The sequence below is a fragment of the Stutzerimonas decontaminans genome (genome assembly GCF_000661915.1).
Taxonomy (GTDB): domain Bacteria; phylum Pseudomonadota; class Gammaproteobacteria; order Pseudomonadales; family Pseudomonadaceae; genus Stutzerimonas; species Stutzerimonas decontaminans.
In genome coordinates, this window is sequence record NZ_CP007509.1 from 3,072,759 (window position 1) to 3,091,349 (window position 18,591).

General features: G+C 60.0%; 19 protein-coding genes. 3 read left to right on the forward strand and 16 right to left on the reverse strand.

Annotation, left to right across the window (positions count from 1 at the left end; translation table 11 throughout):
- Window positions 1–40: 40 nt before the first annotated feature.
- The 7 genes from ispC to rpsB all read right to left on the reverse strand — a co-directional run bounded on the left by ispC (window position 41) and on the right by rpsB (window position 6,163).
- A complete protein-coding gene (gene ispC, locus UIB01_RS14030; protein ID WP_038665791.1) occupies window positions 41–1,231 on the reverse strand; it encodes a 1-deoxy-D-xylulose-5-phosphate reductoisomerase in 1,191 nt (396 codons plus the stop codon).
- Window positions 1,228–2,043: a phosphatidate cytidylyltransferase gene (locus UIB01_RS14035; protein WP_038661652.1), complete on the reverse strand. Its 816-nt coding sequence runs from the start codon at window positions 2,041–2,043 to the stop codon at window positions 1,228–1,230. The genes ispC and UIB01_RS14035 overlap by 4 nt, the downstream gene beginning before the upstream one ends.
- Entirely contained in the window at window positions 2,037–2,798 is a 762-nt protein-coding gene (uppS, locus tag UIB01_RS14040; RefSeq protein WP_038661655.1) for a polyprenyl diphosphate synthase, read from the reverse strand. The genes UIB01_RS14035 and uppS overlap by 7 nt, the downstream gene beginning before the upstream one ends.
- Before the next feature lie 138 nt (window positions 2,799–2,936).
- The gene (gene frr / locus UIB01_RS14045) at window positions 2,937–3,494 is read right to left on the reverse strand and encodes a ribosome recycling factor (protein WP_038661658.1); all 558 of its coding nucleotides are present in this window, start codon (window positions 3,492–3,494) and stop codon (window positions 2,937–2,939) included.
- Window positions 3,491–4,234, reverse strand: a complete 744-nt coding sequence (gene pyrH / locus UIB01_RS14050) for a UMP kinase (protein WP_003285758.1) — start codon at window positions 4,232–4,234, stop codon at window positions 3,491–3,493. The genes frr and pyrH overlap by 4 nt, the downstream gene beginning before the upstream one ends.
- Window positions 4,235–4,431: 197 nt before the next feature.
- On the reverse strand, window positions 4,432–5,295 hold the full coding sequence (gene tsf, locus UIB01_RS14055) for a translation elongation factor Ts (protein WP_038661664.1): 864 nt from the start codon (window positions 5,293–5,295) through the stop codon (window positions 4,432–4,434).
- A gap of 127 nt (window positions 5,296–5,422) precedes the next feature.
- The gene (gene rpsB / locus UIB01_RS14060) at window positions 5,423–6,163 is read right to left on the reverse strand and encodes a 30S ribosomal protein S2 (protein ID WP_038661667.1); all 741 of its coding nucleotides are present in this window, start codon (window positions 6,161–6,163) and stop codon (window positions 5,423–5,425) included.
- 287 nt (window positions 6,164–6,450) lie between these two features.
- On the opposite strand from rpsB, the gene map reads away from it, so the two are divergent.
- Together map and UIB01_RS14070 are read left to right on the forward strand one after the other, a co-directional pair.
- Window positions 6,451–7,233 carry a type I methionyl aminopeptidase gene (gene map / locus UIB01_RS14065; protein ID WP_038661669.1) on the forward strand — a complete coding sequence of 261 codons (783 nt, stop codon included), beginning with the start codon at window positions 6,451–6,453 and terminating at the stop codon, window positions 7,231–7,233.
- A gap of 38 nt (window positions 7,234–7,271) precedes the next feature.
- Window positions 7,272–9,974 (forward strand): [protein-PII] uridylyltransferase, encoded by a 2,703-nt coding sequence (locus UIB01_RS14070; protein WP_038661672.1) that lies wholly within the window; start codon window positions 7,272–7,274, stop codon window positions 9,972–9,974.
- Between the two features lie 55 nt (window positions 9,975–10,029).
- On the opposite strand, the gene UIB01_RS14075 is transcribed toward UIB01_RS14070, so the two are convergent.
- The 7 genes from UIB01_RS14075 to UIB01_RS14105 all read right to left on the reverse strand — a co-directional run bounded on the left by UIB01_RS14075 (window position 10,030) and on the right by UIB01_RS14105 (window position 16,418).
- Window positions 10,030–10,359 carry a Na+/H+ antiporter subunit G gene (locus UIB01_RS14075; RefSeq protein WP_038661675.1) on the reverse strand — a complete coding sequence of 110 codons (330 nt, stop codon included), beginning with the start codon at window positions 10,357–10,359 and terminating at the stop codon, window positions 10,030–10,032.
- A gap of 10 nt (window positions 10,360–10,369) precedes the next feature.
- The gene (locus UIB01_RS14080) at window positions 10,370–10,639 is read right to left on the reverse strand and encodes a K+/H+ antiporter subunit F (protein ID WP_038661679.1); all 270 of its coding nucleotides are present in this window, start codon (window positions 10,637–10,639) and stop codon (window positions 10,370–10,372) included.
- The gene (locus UIB01_RS14085) at window positions 10,624–11,124 is read right to left on the reverse strand and encodes a Na+/H+ antiporter subunit E (protein WP_038661683.1); all 501 of its coding nucleotides are present in this window, start codon (window positions 11,122–11,124) and stop codon (window positions 10,624–10,626) included. The genes UIB01_RS14080 and UIB01_RS14085 overlap by 16 nt, the downstream gene beginning before the upstream one ends.
- Window positions 11,121–12,620: a monovalent cation/H+ antiporter subunit D gene (locus UIB01_RS14090; protein WP_038661686.1), complete on the reverse strand. Its 1,500-nt coding sequence runs from the start codon at window positions 12,618–12,620 to the stop codon at window positions 11,121–11,123. The genes UIB01_RS14085 and UIB01_RS14090 overlap by 4 nt, the downstream gene beginning before the upstream one ends.
- Window positions 12,620–12,946 (reverse strand): Na+/H+ antiporter subunit C, encoded by a 327-nt coding sequence (locus UIB01_RS14095; protein WP_038661689.1) that lies wholly within the window; start codon window positions 12,944–12,946, stop codon window positions 12,620–12,622. Before UIB01_RS14095 ends, UIB01_RS14090 begins: the two co-directional genes overlap by 1 nt.
- Complete coding sequence (locus UIB01_RS14100) at window positions 12,946–15,738, reverse strand: monovalent cation/H+ antiporter subunit A (protein WP_038661692.1); 2,793 nt, start codon at window positions 15,736–15,738, stop codon at window positions 12,946–12,948. The genes UIB01_RS14095 and UIB01_RS14100 overlap by 1 nt, the downstream gene beginning before the upstream one ends.
- 218 nt (window positions 15,739–15,956) lie before the next feature.
- Entirely contained in the window at window positions 15,957–16,418 is a 462-nt protein-coding gene (locus tag UIB01_RS14105) for an outer membrane lipoprotein (protein WP_038661695.1), read from the reverse strand.
- Between the two features lie 165 nt (window positions 16,419–16,583).
- On the opposite strand from UIB01_RS14105, the gene UIB01_RS14110 reads away from it, so the two are divergent.
- Entirely contained in the window at window positions 16,584–16,820 is a 237-nt protein-coding gene (locus UIB01_RS14110) for a hypothetical protein (RefSeq protein ID WP_038661698.1), read from the forward strand.
- A 225-nt stretch (window positions 16,821–17,045) separates the two neighbouring features.
- On the opposite strand, the gene pdxH is transcribed toward UIB01_RS14110, so the two are convergent.
- The gene (gene pdxH / locus UIB01_RS14115; RefSeq protein WP_038661701.1) at window positions 17,046–17,693 is read right to left on the reverse strand and encodes a pyridoxamine 5'-phosphate oxidase; all 648 of its coding nucleotides are present in this window, start codon (window positions 17,691–17,693) and stop codon (window positions 17,046–17,048) included.
- Between the two features lie 196 nt (window positions 17,694–17,889).
- Window positions 17,890–18,516 carry an OmpA family protein gene (locus tag UIB01_RS14120; RefSeq protein ID WP_038661704.1) on the reverse strand — a complete coding sequence of 209 codons (627 nt, stop codon included), beginning with the start codon at window positions 18,514–18,516 and terminating at the stop codon, window positions 17,890–17,892.
- Between the last annotated feature and the right edge of the window lie 75 nt (window positions 18,517–18,591).

The following is an 18,591-nucleotide window of genomic DNA, read 5'->3' on the forward strand; positions in this document are numbered from 1 at the left end:
TCTGTAGAGGTTTCGCTGCAAGCCTCGAGGCCGGCAGACCCTATCGCCCGTGGCGACTCAGCCAGGTATTGGCCCCATTTCGGGCCTGCCTGTCCGCCGCCAGCACATCTTCGAGGCAGGCGGTAGCAACCACTGCCTCACGATTCAACACGTCGTCGATGATACTCGCGATCTCGGTAAAGCGGATGCGCCGATTGAGAAAGGCATCGACCGCCACCTCATTCGCGGCGTTGAGCATGGCCGGTGCCGTACCACCAGATTCCGCGGCCTGCCGAGCAAGGCGTAGACAAGGAAAGCGCAGGTCGTCCGGCGCCTGAAAATCCAGTCGCCCGATCTGCAGCAGGTCCAGGGCTGAAACACCGGAATCGATCCGCTCCGGCCAAGCCAACGCATGAGCGATTGGCGTACGCATGTCCGGATTGCCGAGCTGCGCGAGAACCGAACCATCCACGTAGTCCACCATGGAATGGATGACGCTCTGCGGATGAATCACCACCTCGACCTGCTGCGGTCGCGCATCGAACAACCAGCAGGCCTCAATCAGTTCGAGCCCTTTGTTCATCATGCTCGCCGAGTCCACCGAAATCTTGCGCCCCATCGACCAATTGGGATGCGCACAAGCCTGCTCGGGGGTCACCTCCGGCAAAAGCTGCGGCGCAATGTCTCGAAAAGGCCCGCCGGATGCTGTGAGCAATATCCGCCGAACGCCCACAGCGCCAAGGCCCTGAGCGTAGCCGGATGGTAAGCACTGGAATATCGCGTTGTGTTCGCTGTCGATCGGCAGCAACACAGCGCTGCTGTCGCGCAGCGCCTGCATGAACAGGGCGCCGGACATCACCAGCGCTTCCTTGTTCGCCAGCAGCACGCGCTTACCCGCCTTAACAGCTGCAAGCGTCGGCTTCAGCCCCGCCGCACCGACGATGGCGGCCATTACCACATCGACCTCCGGGTGAGCCGCCACCTCGCAAAGCCCGCCCTCGCCGGTCAGGACCCGTGTCGGGACTCCATCGGATTGCAGCTGTTGCTGCAGGATCGCAGCCTGCGTTTCATCACCAACCACCGCATAGTCAGGTCGATGCCTGACGCAGAGCGAGCGCAGCTCGGCGATCCTGCTGAAGCCGGTCAACGCGTAAACGCCGTAGCGCTCAGGATGACGCGCAATGACATCCACGGTACTTAGCCCAATCGATCCAGTGGCGCCCAGCACGGTGATCTGCAAGGGTCGAGTCACAGCACGCCCCAGCCGGCCAGCCACAACAGGACAGCGAACACCGGTACGGCCGCAGTGAGGCTGTCTATACGATCCATGACCCCGCCGTGACCAGGCAGCAGCTGGCTACTGTCCTTGATACCGGAGCTGCGTTTGAACATGCTTTCAGTGAGATCGCCAATCACGGAGATCAAGACCACCACTGCAGCACCTAACAACGCAAGAATCAGTTCGCGCGGCGCCCAGCCACGATAGATGCCAACAGCAAGGGTAACCACGAGACTGGTCAGCAGGCCGCCTATCAGCCCCTCCCAGCTCTTGCCAGGACTTACCTGAGGCGCAAGCTTGCGCTTGCCGAATGCCTTGCCGGAAAAATACGCGCCGATGTCGGCAACCCAAACCAGCACCATCACTGCCAGAATCAACCAGTTACCCAGCGGCCATTGCTTGAGCACGACCAAGGCCTGCCAAGCCGGCAGCAAAATGGCAAGACCGATGAGCAAACTGCCCACAGAGCCTCCCCACAGCCGGCTGCTCCTGGGATAGGTCAGCACCAAATAGGTCGCCGCAAGCCACCAGAATACGGCCAGCGCCAACAACCAGGGCGCAAGGCCCGGGAGCCAATAAAGCATGGCAAGCAGCACCATGACCAGCCCGGCATAACCGACACGCGCTGACTGGCTAGCGAAACCGGCCAGGCGCGCCCACTCCCAGGCACCTAACGCGACGACCAGGCCGATAAAAAGCGCGAACGCGAGACCATGGAGGAGGAAAAAACCGATGATCGCAACGGGCAGAAGAATGGCCGCCGTGATGATTCGCTGCTTCAGCATTCGACCTTGACCTCGCTTTCTACCTGCTCGCCAGTCTTGCCGAAACGCCTCTGCCGAGTAGAGAAGTCGGCGAGCGCCTTGCGCATCGCGACGTGCTTGAAATCCGGCCAGTACAGGTCGGAGAAGTAAAGCTCTGCATAGGCCAGCTGCCAAAGCAGGAAGTTGCTGATACGCCGCTCACCGCCGGTTCGGATGCACAGATCCGGCAATGGCATGTCACCGGTCGCCAGATAGCTCTGAAAAAGGGCCGGCGTTATCTCAGCGGGATTCAGCCGACCGGATTGCGCCTCGGAAGCCAGGTGTTGAGCAGCCTGAAGGATATCCCACTGCCCGCCGTAGTTTGCTGCGACCTGGAGTACGAAGCGGTGATTGGCAGCCGTCATTTCCTCCACCTCCAGCATCGCTGCCTGAAGCTCCGGATGGAAGCGCGCACGATCACCAATGATGCGTAACCGAATTCCGTTCTCGTCGAGCTTGCGCGCCTCACGCCTGAGCGCGGAGAGGAACAACTCCATCAGCGCACCGACTTCGTCCGCGGGGCGTTGCCAGTTCTCGCTTGAAAACGCAAACAGCGTCAGCACCTCGACACCGGAATCGGCACAGACCTCAATAACGGCACGAACCGCGTCGACACCAGCCTTGTGTCCGGCCACGCCAGGCAACAAACGCCTCTTCGCCCAGCGGTTGTTGCCATCCATGATGATCGCCACGTGGCGGGGTACGTTCCGCCCGGCAATCTGCCTGACCTTTTCCATGAACAACTCTACTTGCGCTAAAACACGCTGCGAACCAAAAGAAAAAGCTGCAAGCAACAGCTCGGTGGCACCCGCGTCATCAAGTCACGTAAGCCTTCAGCTAATTCGTGACCCGATGACCGCGACTTGATGCCCGCCTTATACAGCCATCAGGTCGCCTTCTTTGGCTTCAAGGGCCTTGTCGATCTCGGCAACGTACTTATCGGTTAGCTTCTGAACGTCATCCTGGCCGCGACGTTCATCGTCTTCACTAATCTCCTTTTCCTTGACCAGGTCCTTCAGCTGCGCGATTGCATCACGGCGGATGTTACGCACCGCGACGCGAGCATTCTCGGCTTCCGCGCGAGCCTGCTTGGTGTAGCCCTTGCGGGTCTCCTCGGTCAGCGCTGGCATCGGCACCCGAATGGTGGTGCCCGCTGTCGCCGGATTCAAACCCAGATCCGACGTCATGATCGCTTTCTCGACCGCCTGGATCATGCTCTTGTCGAACACGGTCAGCGCCAACGTCCGGGAATCTTCGGCGATCACATTGGCAACCTGACGCAGCGGCGTGTCGGAACCGTAGTAAGACACCATCACGCTATCGAGAATGCTGGGATGCGCGCGACCGGTACGGATCTTGGCAAACGCATGGTCCAGCGACTCCAAGGTTTTCTTCATGCGCTCCTGCGCGTCTTGCTTGATCTCGTTGATCATTCGTTCGATTCCTCGATCAGTGTTCCTTCGGCGCCACCGAGCACAATGTTGAGCAGGGCGCCGGGCTTGTTCATATTGAAGACTCGCAGCGGCATGTTGTGGTCACGACACAGGCAAATCGCCGTCAGGTCCATCACACCGAGCTTGCGATCGAGCACTTCATCGTAGGTGAGCTCGGCGAACTTCTCGGCATTGGGATCCTTGAATGGATCCGCAGTGTAGACGCCGTCAACCTTCGTCGCCTTGAGCACTACGTCCGCCTGGATCTCGATCGCGCGCAGGCAAGCTGCCGAGTCAGTGGTAAAGAACGGATTACCGGTACCAGCGGAGAAGATGACCACTTCGCCAGTCTTCAGATGACGCATTGCTTTGCGGCGATCGTAGTGGTCGGTCACACCGACCATGGAAATGGCGGACATGACCAGCGCTGGAATGTTGGAGCGTTCGAGCGCGTCACGCATGGCCAGCGAGTTCATTACCGTGGCCAGCATACCCATATGGTCGCCGGTCACACGATCCATGCCAGCAGCCGAAAGCGCTGCACCACGGAAGAGATTGCCGCCACCGATAACCAGGCCAACTTCGACCCCGATCCCCACTAACTGGCCGACTTCCAGAGCCATGCGATCGAGGACCTTCGGATCTATGCCGAAGTCTTCGGAGCCCATCAGGGCCTCGCCGCTCAATTTGAGCAGAATGCGTTTATAGCGAGGATTGCGTGCACTCATCTGCTGAGCCATTGGCGTGTTATCTCCTGCGGCGTGCTATGACCAAGTCTGTATGACCCAGACCAAAAATATCTGCGCTATGACAGCGCAACCCGGGGTTGGTGCCAAGCGATGACTATATCGTGACAAAAAAATAAATCCGCTGCCCCATTCGACAAAGAGGCCGCGCGCGTAAGCGGGCAGCCTCTTGTCAAACCACCGAAGCGGTCTTATTTCTTGGTCGCAGCTACCTGAGCAGCTACTTCGGCAGCGAAGTCGACCTCGGCCTTCTCGATGCCCTCGCCCACTTCGTAACGAACGAAGGAAACGATTTCGGCACCGGCTTTTTTGGCCAGCTCGCCAACCTTGACTTCCGGATCCTTGACGAACGGCTGCTCAACCAGACTGGCCTCAGCCAGGAACTTGTTGATACGACCCTTGATCATGTTCTCGACGATGTTTTCCGGCTTGCCGGCAATCTTGTCGGCATTGAGCTGAAGGAAGATTTCCTTTTCCTTGGCAACCAGCTCATCGGAAACGTCAGCCGGGCTCAAAACAGCCGGATTGCTGGCAGCGACATGCATGGCAATATCCTTGGCCAGCTCGGCATCACCACCCTTCAGGGTGACCAGCACGCCGATACGATGACCGTGCAGATAGGCGCCAACTACCTCGCCTTCAACTGCGGTCAGGCGGCGAATATTGACGTTCTCACCACACTTGGCGACCAGCGTTTCGCGAGCGGATTCACGAGATGCGATCAGCGGCGCTACTTCGGTCAGCTTCTGCTCGAACGCTTCGTCCAGGCTTTCTTTGACGAACGCTTTGAAGTCGTCCTGCAGAGCCAGGAAGTCGGTCTGCGAGTTGACTTCGATGATCAGGCCACGGCCACCCTCGACGCGAACGGCGATCGAGCCTTCGGCAGCGATGTTGCCCGACTTCTTGGCTGCCTTGATGGCGCCGGAAGCACGCATGTCATCGATCGCTTTTTCGATGTCGCCACCGGCGGCAACCAGAGCCTTCTTGCACTCCATCATGCCCTGACCGGTACGCTCGCGCAGTTCTTTGACCAAGGCTGCAGTGATTTCTGCCATGTTGGGAATCCTCTCGATTTGGTTTCTAAACCATTCACCCAAGACACGGGTGATCAATTCGCAAGAGACAAAAAGGGGGCCTAGCCCCCTTTTTGTTCATCGGGTATCACGCTGCAGTGCGTCGCACTCAGCCCTGAGCCGCTTCGGAAGCAACTTCCTCGACGAACTCGTCAGCACCGCCAGCACCGTTCTGACGACCGCGCAGAACAGCATCAGCCATGGAGCCGAGGTAGAGTTGCACGGCACGGATGGCGTCATCATTACCAGGAATGATGTAGTCAACGCCTTCCGGGCTGCTGTTGGTATCGACGATGCCGATAACCGGAATACCCAGCTTGTTGGCTTCGGAGATAGCGATGCGCTCGTGATCGACGTCAACGACGAACATGGCATCAGGCAGGCCGCCCATATCCTTGATACCACCCAGGCTGCGATCCAGCTTTTCCAGATCACGGGTACGCATCAGGGCTTCTTTCTTGGTCAGCTTGTCGAAAGTGCCGTCCTGGGACTGAACTTCCAGCTCACGCAGACGCTTGATGGACGCGCGGATGGTCTTGTAGTTGGTCAGCATGCCGCCCAACCAGCGATGATCGACATACGGAGAGCCACAACGAGCAGCTTCTTCGCGAACGATCTTGCCGGCGGAACGCTTGGTGCCAACGAACAGAATTTTGTTCTTGCCTGCAGCCAGCTTCTCAACGAAACGCAGCGCGTCGTTGAACATCGGCAGGGTTTTTTCCAGGTTGATGATATGGATCTTGTTGCGCGCGCCGAAAATGTACTTGTCCATTTTCGGGTTCCAGTAACGGGTCTGGTGGCCGAAGTGCACACCGGCCTTCAGCATATCGCGCATGGTGACTTGAGACATGATCAGTCCTCGAATAAGTCGGGTTAGGCCTCCACGCGTCCCGATATCCAACTCTTGCGAGCACCCAGGATACCGTGTCGACACGTGTGTGGGGTTAGGCTCGACGGGGTCTACCCCGCTGAGCGGCGCGTTTTATAGCACAAAGGCCATCGAGAGGCTACTGCTTTGAACTCTCGCGACGACAGCTTAGCGTGCAATCAGCCCTGACCTGCAGGCCGCAGGCGCTTTGGTTTATCATCGCGGCTTTCCGTTCTTGCCTTCGCCTGCGGGCGCATATAGAGGTTTGCATGACTGTCACCATCAAGACGCCCGAAGATATCGAGAAGATGCGTATTGCCGGGCGGCTCGCCGCCGAAGTTCTCGAAATGATTGGCGAGCACGTCAAGCCGGGCGTCACGACCGAGGAGCTCGACCGCCTCTGCCACGAGCATATCGTCAATGTTCAGCAGGCCATTCCCGCCCCGCTGAACTACAAAGGCTTTCCCAAGTCGATCTGCACTTCGATCAACCATGTTGTCTGTCACGGCATTCCCAACGACAAGCCACTCAAAGATGGCGACATCCTCAACATCGACATCACCGTGATCAAAGACGGGTATCACGGCGACACCAGCAAGATGTTCATGGTCGGCAAGGTGCCCGAATGGGCCGAGCGACTCTGCCAGGTCACTCAGGAATGCCTATATAAAGGTATCGAACTGGTTCGCCCGGGCGCCCGCCTTGGTGATATCGGCGAGGTGATCCAGAAGCATGCGGAAAAAAATGGCTTCTCCGTGGTACGCGAATATTGTGGCCACGGCATCGGCAAGGTCTTCCACGAAGAGCCGCAGGTACTCCATTACGGCCGCGCCGGCACCGGCCTGGAACTCAAGGAAGGCATGACCTTCACCATCGAGCCGATGATCAACCAGGGTCGCTCGGAAACCCGCCTGCTCGGCGATGGATGGACCGCGATCACCAAGGATCGCAAGCTGTCGGCGCAATGGGAGCACACCATCCTGGTGACTGCTGACGGCTACGAGATCTTCACTTTGCGCAGCGACGACACCATCGCTCGCACCTCAGCCTGAGATATCTCCAGTCGCAGCCCCCATGGGAGAACGTTTGCATGCCCCAGGTTGATCCGGAGCTGTTTGACCGCAGCCAGTTTCAGGCGGAGCTGGCGCTGAAGGCCAGCCCCATCGCCGCGTACAAGAAGGCCATACGCCAGGCGCGGCAGGTGCTGGACGAGCGCTTCAAGTCGGGCAGGGACATCCGCCGCCTGATCCAGGACAGGGCCTGGTTCGTCGACCAGATCCTGCGCTCGGCCTGGGACCGCTTCGACTGGGACAAGGGCGCCGATATCGCACTCGTTGCCGTGGGCGGCTACGGCCGGGGCGAACTGCACCCCTACTCCGACATCGACCTGCTGATCCTGCTCGACGACAACGACCAGGAAATTTTTCGCGACGCGATCGAAGGCTTCCTCACCCTGCTTTGGGATATCGGCCTTGAGGTCGGTCAGGCCGTGCGCTCGGTTGCCGAATGTGCAGAGGAGGCCCGCGCCGACCTCACTGTCATCACCAACCTTATGGAAAGCCGGACGATCGCCGGTCCAGAGCGCTTGCGCCAGGCGATGCTGCAGGTCACCAGTACCCAGCAGATGTGGCCGAGCAAGGAATTCTTCCTCGCCAAGCGTAACGAACAGCGCGCGCGCCATGCCAAGTACAACAACACCGAGTACAACCTGGAACCCAATGTGAAGGGTTCTCCGGGCGGCCTGCGCGACATCCAGACCATTCTCTGGATCGCCCGGCGCGAGTTCGGTACGCTGAACCTGCAGGCCATGGTAGACCAGGGCTTTCTCACCGAAGGCGAACACAGCCTGCTTACGGCAGCACAGGAGTTCCTCTGGAAGGTCCGTTACGGCCTGCACATGCTTGCCGGTCGCGCGGAAGATCGCCTGCTGTTCGACCATCAGCGCAGCCTCGCCGCGCTGCTGGGTTACGAGGACAACGATGCCAAGCTGGCCATCGAGCGCTTCATGCAGAAGTACTACCGGGTCGTCATGAGCATTGCCGAACTCAGTGACCTGGTAGGCCAGCATTTCGCCGAAGTGATTCTCTGGGAAGGCGAGTCCGGCCCTATCGTGCCACTCAACAGCCGCTTTCAGGTTCGCGACGGCTATCTGGAAGCCAGTAACCCGGCCGTTTTCAAACGCACGCCATTCGCCATTCTGGAAACCTTCGTGCTGCTCGCGCAGCATCCAGACATTCAGGGCGTGCGCTCCGACACCATTCGCCTGCTCCGCGACCATCGCTACCTGATCGATGACGTCTTCCGCCAGGACCTGCGCAACACCAGCCTGTTCATCGAGCTGTTCAAATGCAAGGAAGGCATCCATCGCAATCTCAGGCGCATGAATCGCTACGGGATTCTGGGCCGATATCTTCCCGAGTTCGGCCATATCGTCGGACAGATGCAGCACGACCTATTCCACATCTATACCGTTGATGCGCACACGCTCAATGTCATCAAGTACCTGCGCAAGCTGACCAAACCGGGCGTTGCCGAGAAGTATCCGCTGGCCAGCAAGCTGGTCGAGAGACTACCCAAGCCAGAGCTGATTTACATTGCCGGTCTCTACCACGACATCGCCAAGGGTCGTGGCGGCGACCATTCGGAACTCGGCGCAGTGGATGCCGAGCAATTCTGCAGTCGCCACAAGCTTCCGGCGTGGGACACCCGTCTGGTGGTCTGGCTGGTGGAAAACCACTTGGTCATGTCTACCACGGCTCAGCGCAAGGATCTCTCGGACCCACAGGTGATCAACGATTTCGCCCAACTGGTCGGCGACGAGACGCACCTGGACTATCTCTACGTCCTGACCGTAGCGGACATCAACGCCACCAACCCGACCCTGTGGAATTCCTGGCGTGCCAGCTTGCTGCGCCAGCTCTATACCGAAACCAAACGGGCGCTCAAGCGTGGCCTGGAAAACCCGCTGGGGCGCGAGGAGCAGATCCGCCAGACCCAGCGCGCCGCGCTGGATGACCTGGTGCGTCACGGTACCGATCCGGATGACGCTGAACAGCTGTGGGCGCAACTGGGCGACGACTATTTCCTCCGCCATACCGCCACCGACGTCGCCTGGCACACTGACGCGATCATCGAGCACCCGGCCAACGGCGGGCCGCTCGTTCTGATCAAGGAAACCACGCAGCGCGAATTCGAAGGCGGCACGCAGATCTTCATCTATGCGCCGGACCAGCATGATTTTTTCGCCGTGACCGTGGCCGCCATGGATCAGCTCAACCTGAACATCCATGACGCACGTATCCTGACCTCAAGCAGCCAGTTCACGCTGGACACCTACATCGTGCTGGACGCCGATGGCAGCCCCATCGGCAACAACCCCGAGCGTATCGAGGAGATTCGTAGCGGGCTGATTGCCGCCCTGCGCAACCCGGATGACTACCTGACCATCATCCAGCGCCGCGTGCCACGCCAGCTCAAACATTTCGCCTTCCCACCGCAGGTCACCATTCATAACGACACGCAGCGGCCGCAAACCATTCTGGAAATCATCGCACCGGACCGGCCTGGGCTGTTGGCACGAGTGGGCCAGCTGTTTCTTGATTTCGACCTGTCAGTGCAGAACGCCAAGATTGCGACCCTGGGCGAGCGTGTAGAGGACGTGTTCTTCGTCACCGATGCAGACAATCAGCCGCTGTCCGATCCACAGTTCTGCCTGCGCCTACAACAGGCACTTATCAAGGAATTGCAGCAAGAGAACGAACAGCAGCCATCACCGAGCAGCATCCTGATCTAAGCTGGTCCGGCAGCCGCCACCTACCTGCAGGCCCCTGGGCGAGTGTGTGTGCGGCTCAATCCCAAGGCTTGCCACGTGTCTGCTCGACGGCTGGCAGCTTCTGCTGCATCGCAGCCTTGGCAAGTATGTGCGCGCTGACCGGCGCGGTAAGGAAGAGAAACAGCGTGATCAGCAGCTCGTGCAAGCTCAAGCTGTCGTTCTGGTTGCTGAAGAAGATCATCGATGCGATGACGATACCCCCGACCCCGAGCGTCGTCGCCTTAGTCGGCCCATGCAAACGCGTATAGAAGTCCGGCAGGCGGTACAACCCTATCGCGCCGATCAGGGCAAACAGACTGCCGATGATCAGGAACACGCTTACCAGTACCTCAATCCAGAATGGCATGTCGCTCCCCTCAATCAATGATGTCGCCGTGCAGCAGATGCTTGCCGACTGCCACGGTGCTGACGAAGCCCATCACAGCGATCAGCAGCGCCGCCTCGAAAAACAGGTCCGAGGCGAGCCAGATCCCGAACAGCACGATGAGCGCAAGGGCGTTGATGTATAGCGTGTCGAGCGCGAGCACCCGGTCGGGCATATCAGGGCCCTGGATCAAGCGAACGACGTTCAGCACGGCCGCCACTCCCAGCACAGCCATGCAGAGCGGAATTACGTAGGCGAGCATTCGAAGATCTCCAGCAGCGGCGCTTCATAGTTGCGTTTGACGTCAGCGATCAGCACATCGACATCCGGTACATCCAGCGCGTGAACCATCAGCATCCGGCGATCCGGGCTCAGGCAGGCCGACACCGTCCCCGGCGTCAGCGAGATGATGCTGGTGAGCGTTGCCAGGGCAAACTCGTTCTCGATCGCCATGGGCACCTCAATGAATGCCGGACGCAGATTCTTCTTCGGCCCCAGCACCAGCTTGGCGACCTGCACATTGGCAATCACGATGTCATAGAGAACCTTGAGCGTGAACAGGCAAAGCTTCAGCGGCTTGCGTATGGTTGGGACTTCAATGAGGAACCCGCGAACAAGAAGCGGAATACCCCAGCCAAGGAACAGCCCGAGCAGAAGATGCCCAAAGCTCAGCGTGTTATGCAGCAGCAGCCAGAGCAGCGCCAGCAGCAGGGTCAGCGCAGGACTCGGTAACCAGCGGGACTTCATGCCGCACCTCCCTGAACGATCTGCAGATAGGGGGCAACGTCGAGCAGCTGCGCTGCAGTAGCCTGCATGAATGCCTGCAGCGGTCCGGCCGCAGCCACCAGGACGACGCTACCCAGGAGAAGCCCCACTGTTGCGGCCACTCGAACCGGGTCGGCCGCGGGCCCTACCGCCTCCGAAGCGTGACGCCAGAACACCAGGCTACCGGCGCGACTCAGGGCAATCAGCATACCCAACCCGCCGACTAGCACGACAGCCCATAGCGCGATGGCATCCGGACCGAGTTCGATGGCGCGCAACAGCATCACTTTGCCGAGAAAGCCGGAAAACGGCGGTAGTCCGGCGACGGAAATTGCTCCCATGAAGAACAGCGAGCCCAGCAGCAACGGCTGCCGTAGCGCTGGTGCCGAAATCAGGTCGGTACCCAGATCGCCGCGCTGGCGGGCGATCAGGTCGGCAAGCAGGAACAGCCCGCCCGCCACCAGCGTGCTGTGCACCAGGTAATACAACGCAGCGGCAAGCCCAGCATCGGTACCCAGCGCGATACCAGCCAGAAGCGTGCCTACCGAGACGACCACCAGATACGCGAGCAGCACCTGTAGGTTGCGCGCCGCCAGCGCACCGATCACTGCCGCGCCAAGGGTCAGCAAAGCCAGCGGCCAGAGCCAGACTTCAACCATATTGCTCAGCTCACCCGCTTCGCTGCCGAACACCAGGGTAAACACCCGAACGATTGCATAGAGCCCGACCTTGGTCATGATCGCGAACAGGGCGGCAACTGGGGCGGTAGCGGAAGCGTAGGCGCGTGGCAGCCAGAAGTAGAGCGGCAGGATGGCGCCCTTTAGCGCGAAGACGACCAACAGCAGATAGCCGGCGGCGGCAAGTAACGGGGCGTCAGCCGGGTCGGCTGCGCTCACACGCCCCGCCATGTCGGCCATGTTCAACGTGCCCAGCAGACCGTACAGCATGCTGACGCCGATCAGGAACAACGAGGAGCCAAGCAGGTTCAGGACGACATAGTGCATGCCGGCGCGCACCCGCCGCTGCCCATGACCGTGCAGCAACAAGGCATAGGAGGAGATCAGCAGAATCTCGAAGAACACGAAGAGATTGAACAGGTCGCCGGTCAGAAAGGCACCGTTGATGCCGAGCAGCTGAAACTGATACAGCGCGTGGAAGTTCGGGCCACGCTCATCGTCGCCGCGACTGGCGTATAGCACCGCGAAAGCCGCCAGCACCGCAGTCACAAGCAGCATGAGCGCGCTCAGACGATCGAGCATGAGGATGATGCCGAACGGCGGCTGCCAGCTGCCAAGCGCATAGATACGCAGCTGCCCATCATCGGAGAGCAGCACCAGCCAGAGCGCAATAGGGACCAGGGCCCAGGTCGCTACCAGCGACAGCATCCGCTTGGTCGGCTTGCCCATACGATGGCCGAACAGCAGCAGCGCGCCCACGAACAAGGGCACCAACAGGGGTAGGATCAACGCATGGTTCATCAACGTGGCTCCTGCCCATCGACATGGTCAGTGCGCAGCTCACCAATGCTGCGCAGCGCCAGCACCACCACGAAGGCGGTCATGGCGAAGCCGATGACGATTGCGGTGAGAACCAGCGCCTGAGGCAATGGGTCGCCGTACTCGGGGCTCTTGCCGATCACGGCCGGAACACCAGTCGCCAGGCGCCCCATGGAAAAGATGAACAGATTGACCGCATAGGAAATCAGCGTCAGCCCCATCACCACGGGAAAGATCCGAGCGCGCAACAGCAGATAGACGCCACTGGCGGTCATGATTCCGAGAGTAATCGCGAACACAGCCTCCATCACAGCACCTCCCTGTTGGACTCGTCCTGCCTGACCTGGCCGATATTGGAAAGGATCAGCAATGTCGCTCCCACAACCACCAGATAAACCCCCAGATCGAACAGCATTGCAGTGGCCAGCTCGAACTCACCAACGAGTGGCAGATGGAAATGATCGAACGCGGACGTCAGGTACGAGTGGCCGAACAGCAAACTGCCGAGCCCGGTTGCACCAGCGATGAGCAGGCCGGCGCCACACATGGCGTGATAGCTGAGCGGCTGCCGAGCCTGGGCCCAAGCCACGCCATGGGCGATGTACTGCAAGATCAACGCAACGGCAGTGATAAGACCGGCGATGAAACCACCACCTGGCAGGTTATGACCACGCAGGAAAATAAAGGCCGAGATCAGCAGGGCCATCGGAAGCAAGGCACGGGCCAGCGCATCCAGCACCATCGGATGCTTGTCCAGCGACCAGAGCCGCCCGCCCCCATCCCGAATCGGATGCGGCAAGCGCAGGCCATTAAGTAGGCTATAGATTCCGACCCCGGCAATCGCCAGCACCGCGATTTCACCTAAGGTATCGAAGCCGCGGAAATCCACCAAAATCACGTTCACAACGTTGGTGCCGCCGCCACCGGACACGCTGTTTTCGAGGAAGAACGAGGCAATGCTGTCGTAAGGACGCGTCAGCACGGTATAGGCAAGCAGCGCGACCATCGTGCCGCAGCCACCGGCCAGCGCGAAATCGCGGAACGCTCGCAAACTGCTGGATTCGGCCGGCGTTCGATCAGGCATGAAGAACAGCGCGAGAATCAGCAGGATGATGGTTACCACCTCTACCGACAGCTGCGTCAACGCAAGATCCGGCGCCGAATAGCGGGCAAATCCCAACGCGACCATCAGGCCGACCACGCTGAGCACGATCAGCGCGACCAGGCGCCGGCGATGAAACAGCACGGTCAACAAGGAAGTCAGCGCCAAAATCACCATACCCGCCACGGTGATGCCATCCAGGGGTGTTAGCGCGACGGGGCCGTGCAGCATTTCCAGGGGCGTCAGAGCGAAAACAACCAGTACTAGCGTGCTGATCAGCATCAGCGCGATGTACCGCTGCAGCGAACCATTCTCCAACAGACATGTGATGTGGCGTGCCCCAAGGGTCAAGCCGGCCATCACGCGCTCGAAGACTTCCAGCGAATCGACCGTAGGCAGCCCTTCATACCAACGGAAAGCCCACTTGCGCAGCGAGTAGATCAGGATGCCGCCAACCAGCGCAGCGAAACTCATCGCCAGCGGCAGGTTGAAGCCGTGCCAAATCGACAGGCTGTACTCGGGTACGTTGCCGTTCAAAGTACCCGACACCGCAGCGGCTAGCAGCGGACCCACAGTGAAGGCTGGCAGCATGCCCACCAGCAGGCAAAGCAGCACGAGGATTTCCACCGGAATCTTCATGTAGCGCGCAGGCTCATGGGGTGGATACTTCGGCAGATCGATGGGCTCACCGTTGAAGAACACGTCGTGCACGAAACGCAACGAATACGCCACCGAAAATGCGCCAGCAAGGGTCGCTGCGGCCGGGATGGTCCAATAAAAACTGCCCAGCAGATGCTGATCGAGCGTCTCGGCGAAGAACATCTCCTTGCTCAGGAAACCGTTGAGCAACGGCACACCAGCCATCGCCAACGAGGCCACCATGGCCAGAGCCGCGGTATGCGGCATGTACTTCCACATACCGTTGATGCGCCGCATATCGCGGGTGCCGGTCTCGTGGTCGATGATCCCAGCGGCCATGAACAATGAGGCCTTGAAGGTCGCGTGATTGATGATGTGGAAGATCGCCGCCACGGCTGCCAGCCGCGAATCCAGGCCGAATAGCAGCGTAATCAAGCCCAAATGGCTGATCGTGGAATAGGCAAGCAGCCCTTTGAGGTCATGCTGAAAAAGCGCCATCACGGCGCCCAGTAGCAGCGTCGTCAGACCAGTGATGCTGACCAGATAGAACCACCACTCCGACTCAGCCAATGCCGGATAGAGCCGCGCGAGCAGGAACACGCCCGCTTTGACCATGGTCGCCGAGTGCAGAAACGCCGATACCGGCGTCGGCGCTGCCATCGCCTGGGGCAACCAGAAATGGAATGGAAACTGCGCCGACTTGGTAAAAACGCCAAGCAAGACGAGGATCAGCGCCACTGGGTACAGGGCATTGGCACGAATCAGATCACCCGAGGCCAACACTGTCGTCAGCTCAAAGCTGCCGACGATATAACCGATGAGCAGAATGCCTGCGAGCAACGCCAGCCCGCCACCACCCGTTACGGCCAAGGCCATACGCGCGCCCTGGCGGGCATCGGCGCGGTAGTTCCAGTAACCGATCAGAAGGAACGAGGACAGACTCGTCAGCTCCCAGAACATCAACATCAGCAACAGGTTCTCGGACAGCACCACTCCGAGCATCGCCCCCATGAACAACAGGAAGAACCCATAGAAGCGCCCCATCGGGTCTTTCTTCGACAGGTAATAACGGGCATAGAGAATCACCAACAAACCGATGCCGAGGATCAGCAAGGCAAACAGGAAGCCCAACCCATCCAGACGCAGGCTGAGGTTCAGGCCCAGCTGCGGCAGCCAGTCGTAATGGATGATCTCGGTTTGGCCGGCAAATACCTCGGCACGCTTGGACAGCAACAGAATCAGCGCCGCCAGAGGCGCGAGTCCCGCACCGAAGGCGCAAGCGGAGCGACCAAAACGCTCCAGAAGAAGGGGCAGACAGATGCCCAGAAATGGCAAAGCGATAATCAGCGCAAGCGCCATGAACGAGACCCCTTAAGCCGCCGTTTTCGGTGGCGTTCTTATCCTTGCAGGCACAGCAACTGCCTGAAACAGCACACAAATGTGCGCTCGATTATCCATACGGATGATGCCGGCGTCATGGATTCATGTATTACGAAAAACAAAAGGCGCTGCCTCCGTCCCTTTTTTCGGAACGGATGGCAGCGCCTGACTTCAGCTTCAGGTGGTCGTCAAGCAGATCACGGAGCGACGCGACTGGTGCCACTGACAGTCATGATGCGAACCCGTTGCCCGACCCGGAACACCTGATTTGGCTCAACTGCCTGAACGTAGGCACGCATGCTGCCATCATCCTCACGGACAGTAATCTCGACACCTTGGGTACGGGTGATCCCCTCCTCCGCTGCCGCGCCCAGCATACCGCCAGCCACCGCACCGATTACCGCAGCGACCGCGCTGCCGCGACCGCCGCCGACGCCGCTACCGGCAACCCCGCCCACTACCGCACCCGCGCCAGATCCGATCGGGGTCTTGGTGCCTTCGATCTTGACCGGGCGCAGGGACTCGATGGTGCCATAGCGCACCGTCTGCACAGCACGGGCTTCATCCCGCGAATAGGTGTCTCCGGTTAGGCTGGAGGCGCAGCCGCCCATGGTCAGGGCCAAGGCAGTGAAGGAAGCTACAAAAATGGACTTACGCATTGTGATTCTCCTGCAAGCAGCTGTTTCGTTCCGGGTATGGCATTGGCCGACAGCAATGAAAAAGCGCTTGGCAACTTCGCCATCCTGACTCAGCATTTGCCACCATCGAGGCATACATATGCGAGTCGAACCTGGCGCGCCGGGTTCCTTCTTACGAGACGACCCATGGATTACTTCATCATAGCCATCACCACCGTGGCAGGCCTGGCTTTTCACGCCTGGCTTATCGTTCGCTTCCGCCGCTGGGCCGACCGGGACCTGGCTCTTTCCATGGCCGGCAGCGATCCGGCCAAACGCAGCTGGATGTTACAACGGCTTGCCGAAGCGAAGACTCAGAAGATCAAGCGGCGGGACTTGCAGAGCTGGCTTGAGCAGCAGGCCCAGCGTTACCCCGCCACATGAACGAAACAATCAGCAGTCGCCTCGCAGCAAAGTCGCCGTTTTAGCACGTCATCAGACTGCAGAACCGGCCTTCTTTCACAGCCACGCCGCGCACGTTAAGCGTTACCGCAGATTACCGATTGCTTACCCGTGATCAACGCGGCGCCCCACAAGCGCTTGCTGCTCCACGCGGCAGCCAGCGCAAGTATGGGAACGAAGTGCGGCACCGTCGCAGCACATACCCAATCAGGGGGCCAGACGCTCGCGCTGCCAGCTGCTGGCTACCAAGCGGTAGTCGAGGCGGTCATGCAGACGGCTCGCGCGCCCCTGCCAGAACTCCATGCGTTCCGGTAGCAGGCGATAGCCGCCCCAATGCGGCGGGCAATGCGGCGCCTTGTCGAGGAAGCGCTGCTCGGTTTCGGCCAGCAGGCGCTCCAGAGCCGCTCGATCTGGAATGACCTGACTCTGCGGCGACGCCCAAGCGCCCAGCCGGCTGCCCAGCGGGCGCACATGGAAATAGGCATCCGACTCGTCCTGGCTGACCTTCTCCACGCGCCCTTCGATACGCACCTGGCGCTCGAGTGTCGGCCAGAAGAATGTCATCGCCGCGAATGGCGTCGCCTCCAGCTGCTGCCCCTTTGCGCTGTCGTAATTGGTAAAGAAGGTGAAACCGCGCTCATCCAGCGCTTTGAGCAGAAGGACACGGCAATGCGGGCGACCGTCAGCGTCTACCGTTGCCAGTGACATTGCATTCGGCTCCACCGGAGCCTGCTCGGTCTTCATTGCTTCGGTGAACCATTGATGGAACAGAGCGAACGGCTCCCCGGGAGCGTTGGCCTCGCTGAGTCCGTCACGGGTGTAGTCACGGCGCATATCGGCCAGGGTCTGGATCATCGCGTGGCTCCTTGTTGTCGAGTAAGCAGGCTCAGCGTACCAGGCAGCTCACAACCGGGCGACGGTGAGGGTACCGAGCCGACCCTGCGAGGCAAAGCTTATCCGCGATCCCCCGTGCTGCGCTTGATTCAAGGCAACCATGCCCAACGAAAACAGGCCCGCATGCGGGCCTGTTCGACATAACGCGTTGCAAGCGTTACTTGGCAACCTCGGCCTGCGCGACCTGGGTTGCGGGCTGGGCGGGCTGTTCGTACTGAGCGATCAGCGCCAGCATTGTGGCCTGCGGCGCCAGCACCATCTCCACCCGACGATTCAGTGCACGACCTTCTTTGCTGTCATTGGCAGCGCGAGGCATGTCCGACCCCAGACCGCGAATGCGCAGACGGTCATGCTTCAGGCCACTCAGTCGGAAGATTGCCGCTACCGCACCGGCGCGCTCGCGGCTGATGGTGCGATTGATCTCATCAGCGCCACTGCTGTCGGCATGACCGAGCACGACGACTGCCGTCTTGTCGTCCTTTTCTACCAGTTTCGCCACGCGAGTGATTGGCCCAAGCGTAATCGGCAGGAGCATACCGGGACGATCAGGATTGAAGGACGAATCCACCGGGGCCGTTACGACCAGCACGCTATCACGTCGCTCGACTTCGAAACGAGTGCCCACCAAGGCATCACGCAGCTTCGGCTCGTACTCGTCGAGCCAGGCGTAATCCACCTTGGCCGCAGCCGGCGCCGCCGCTTCGGCAGGCTTCTCGCTCTTCGAGCTACAGCCAGCAAGGACGATCATGCAGAGAATCAGGGAGGCGCTTTTCAGCAGGTTCATGGGCAAGGTTCCGTCAACCACAAGCGTTCTTGGATGGACCTACCAGTCAAGGCAAAAGCCACTGGTGAGTTGGTG

What these genes read in the sequence shown, in the direction of transcription:
- UIB01_RS14120 (WP_038661704.1), bottom strand. Translation starts at nt 18,516, where the DNA reads ATGAACCTGCTGAAAAGCGCCTCCCTGATTCTCTGCATGATCGTCCTT.
- map (WP_038661669.1), top strand. Translation starts at nt 6,451, where the DNA reads ATGACTGTCACCATCAAGACGCCCGAAGATATCGAGAAGATGCGTATT.
- pdxH (WP_038661701.1), bottom strand. Translation starts at nt 17,693, where the DNA reads ATGATCCAGACCCTGGCCGATATGCGCCGTGACTACACCCGTGACGGA.
- UIB01_RS14090 (WP_038661686.1), bottom strand. Translation starts at nt 12,620, where the DNA reads ATGAACCATGCGTTGATCCTACCCCTGTTGGTGCCCTTGTTCGTGGGC.
- UIB01_RS14105 (WP_038661695.1), bottom strand. Translation starts at nt 16,418, where the DNA reads ATGCGTAAGTCCATTTTTGTAGCTTCCTTCACTGCCTTGGCCCTGACC.
- UIB01_RS14110 (WP_038661698.1), top strand. Translation starts at nt 16,584, where the DNA reads ATGGATTACTTCATCATAGCCATCACCACCGTGGCAGGCCTGGCTTTT.
- tsf (WP_038661664.1), bottom strand. Translation starts at nt 5,295, where the DNA reads ATGGCAGAAATCACTGCAGCCTTGGTCAAAGAACTGCGCGAGCGTACC.
- UIB01_RS14100 (WP_038661692.1), bottom strand. Translation starts at nt 15,738, where the DNA reads ATGGCGCTTGCGCTGATTATCGCTTTGCCATTTCTGGGCATCTGTCTG.
- rpsB (WP_038661667.1), bottom strand. Translation starts at nt 6,163, where the DNA reads ATGTCTCAAGTCACCATGCGCGATATGCTGAAGGCCGGTGTGCACTTC.
- UIB01_RS14080 (WP_038661679.1), bottom strand. Translation starts at nt 10,639, where the DNA reads ATGCTCGCCTACGTAATTCCGCTCTGCATGGCTGTGCTGGGAGTGGCG.
- uppS (WP_038661655.1), bottom strand. Translation starts at nt 2,798, where the DNA reads ATGGAAAAGGTCAGGCAGATTGCCGGGCGGAACGTACCCCGCCACGTG.
- pyrH (WP_003285758.1), bottom strand. Translation starts at nt 4,234, where the DNA reads ATGGCTCAGCAGATGAGTGCACGCAATCCTCGCTATAAACGCATTCTG.
- UIB01_RS14070 (WP_038661672.1), top strand. Translation starts at nt 7,272, where the DNA reads ATGCCCCAGGTTGATCCGGAGCTGTTTGACCGCAGCCAGTTTCAGGCG.
- UIB01_RS14035 (WP_038661652.1), bottom strand. Translation starts at nt 2,043, where the DNA reads ATGCTGAAGCAGCGAATCATCACGGCGGCCATTCTTCTGCCCGTTGCG.
- frr (WP_038661658.1), bottom strand. Translation starts at nt 3,494, where the DNA reads ATGATCAACGAGATCAAGCAAGACGCGCAGGAGCGCATGAAGAAAACC.
- UIB01_RS14075 (WP_038661675.1), bottom strand. Translation starts at nt 10,359, where the DNA reads ATGCCATTCTGGATTGAGGTACTGGTAAGCGTGTTCCTGATCATCGGC.
- UIB01_RS14095 (WP_038661689.1), bottom strand. Translation starts at nt 12,946, where the DNA reads ATGGAGGCTGTGTTCGCGATTACTCTCGGAATCATGACCGCCAGTGGC.
- UIB01_RS14085 (WP_038661683.1), bottom strand. Translation starts at nt 11,124, where the DNA reads ATGAAGTCCCGCTGGTTACCGAGTCCTGCGCTGACCCTGCTGCTGGCG.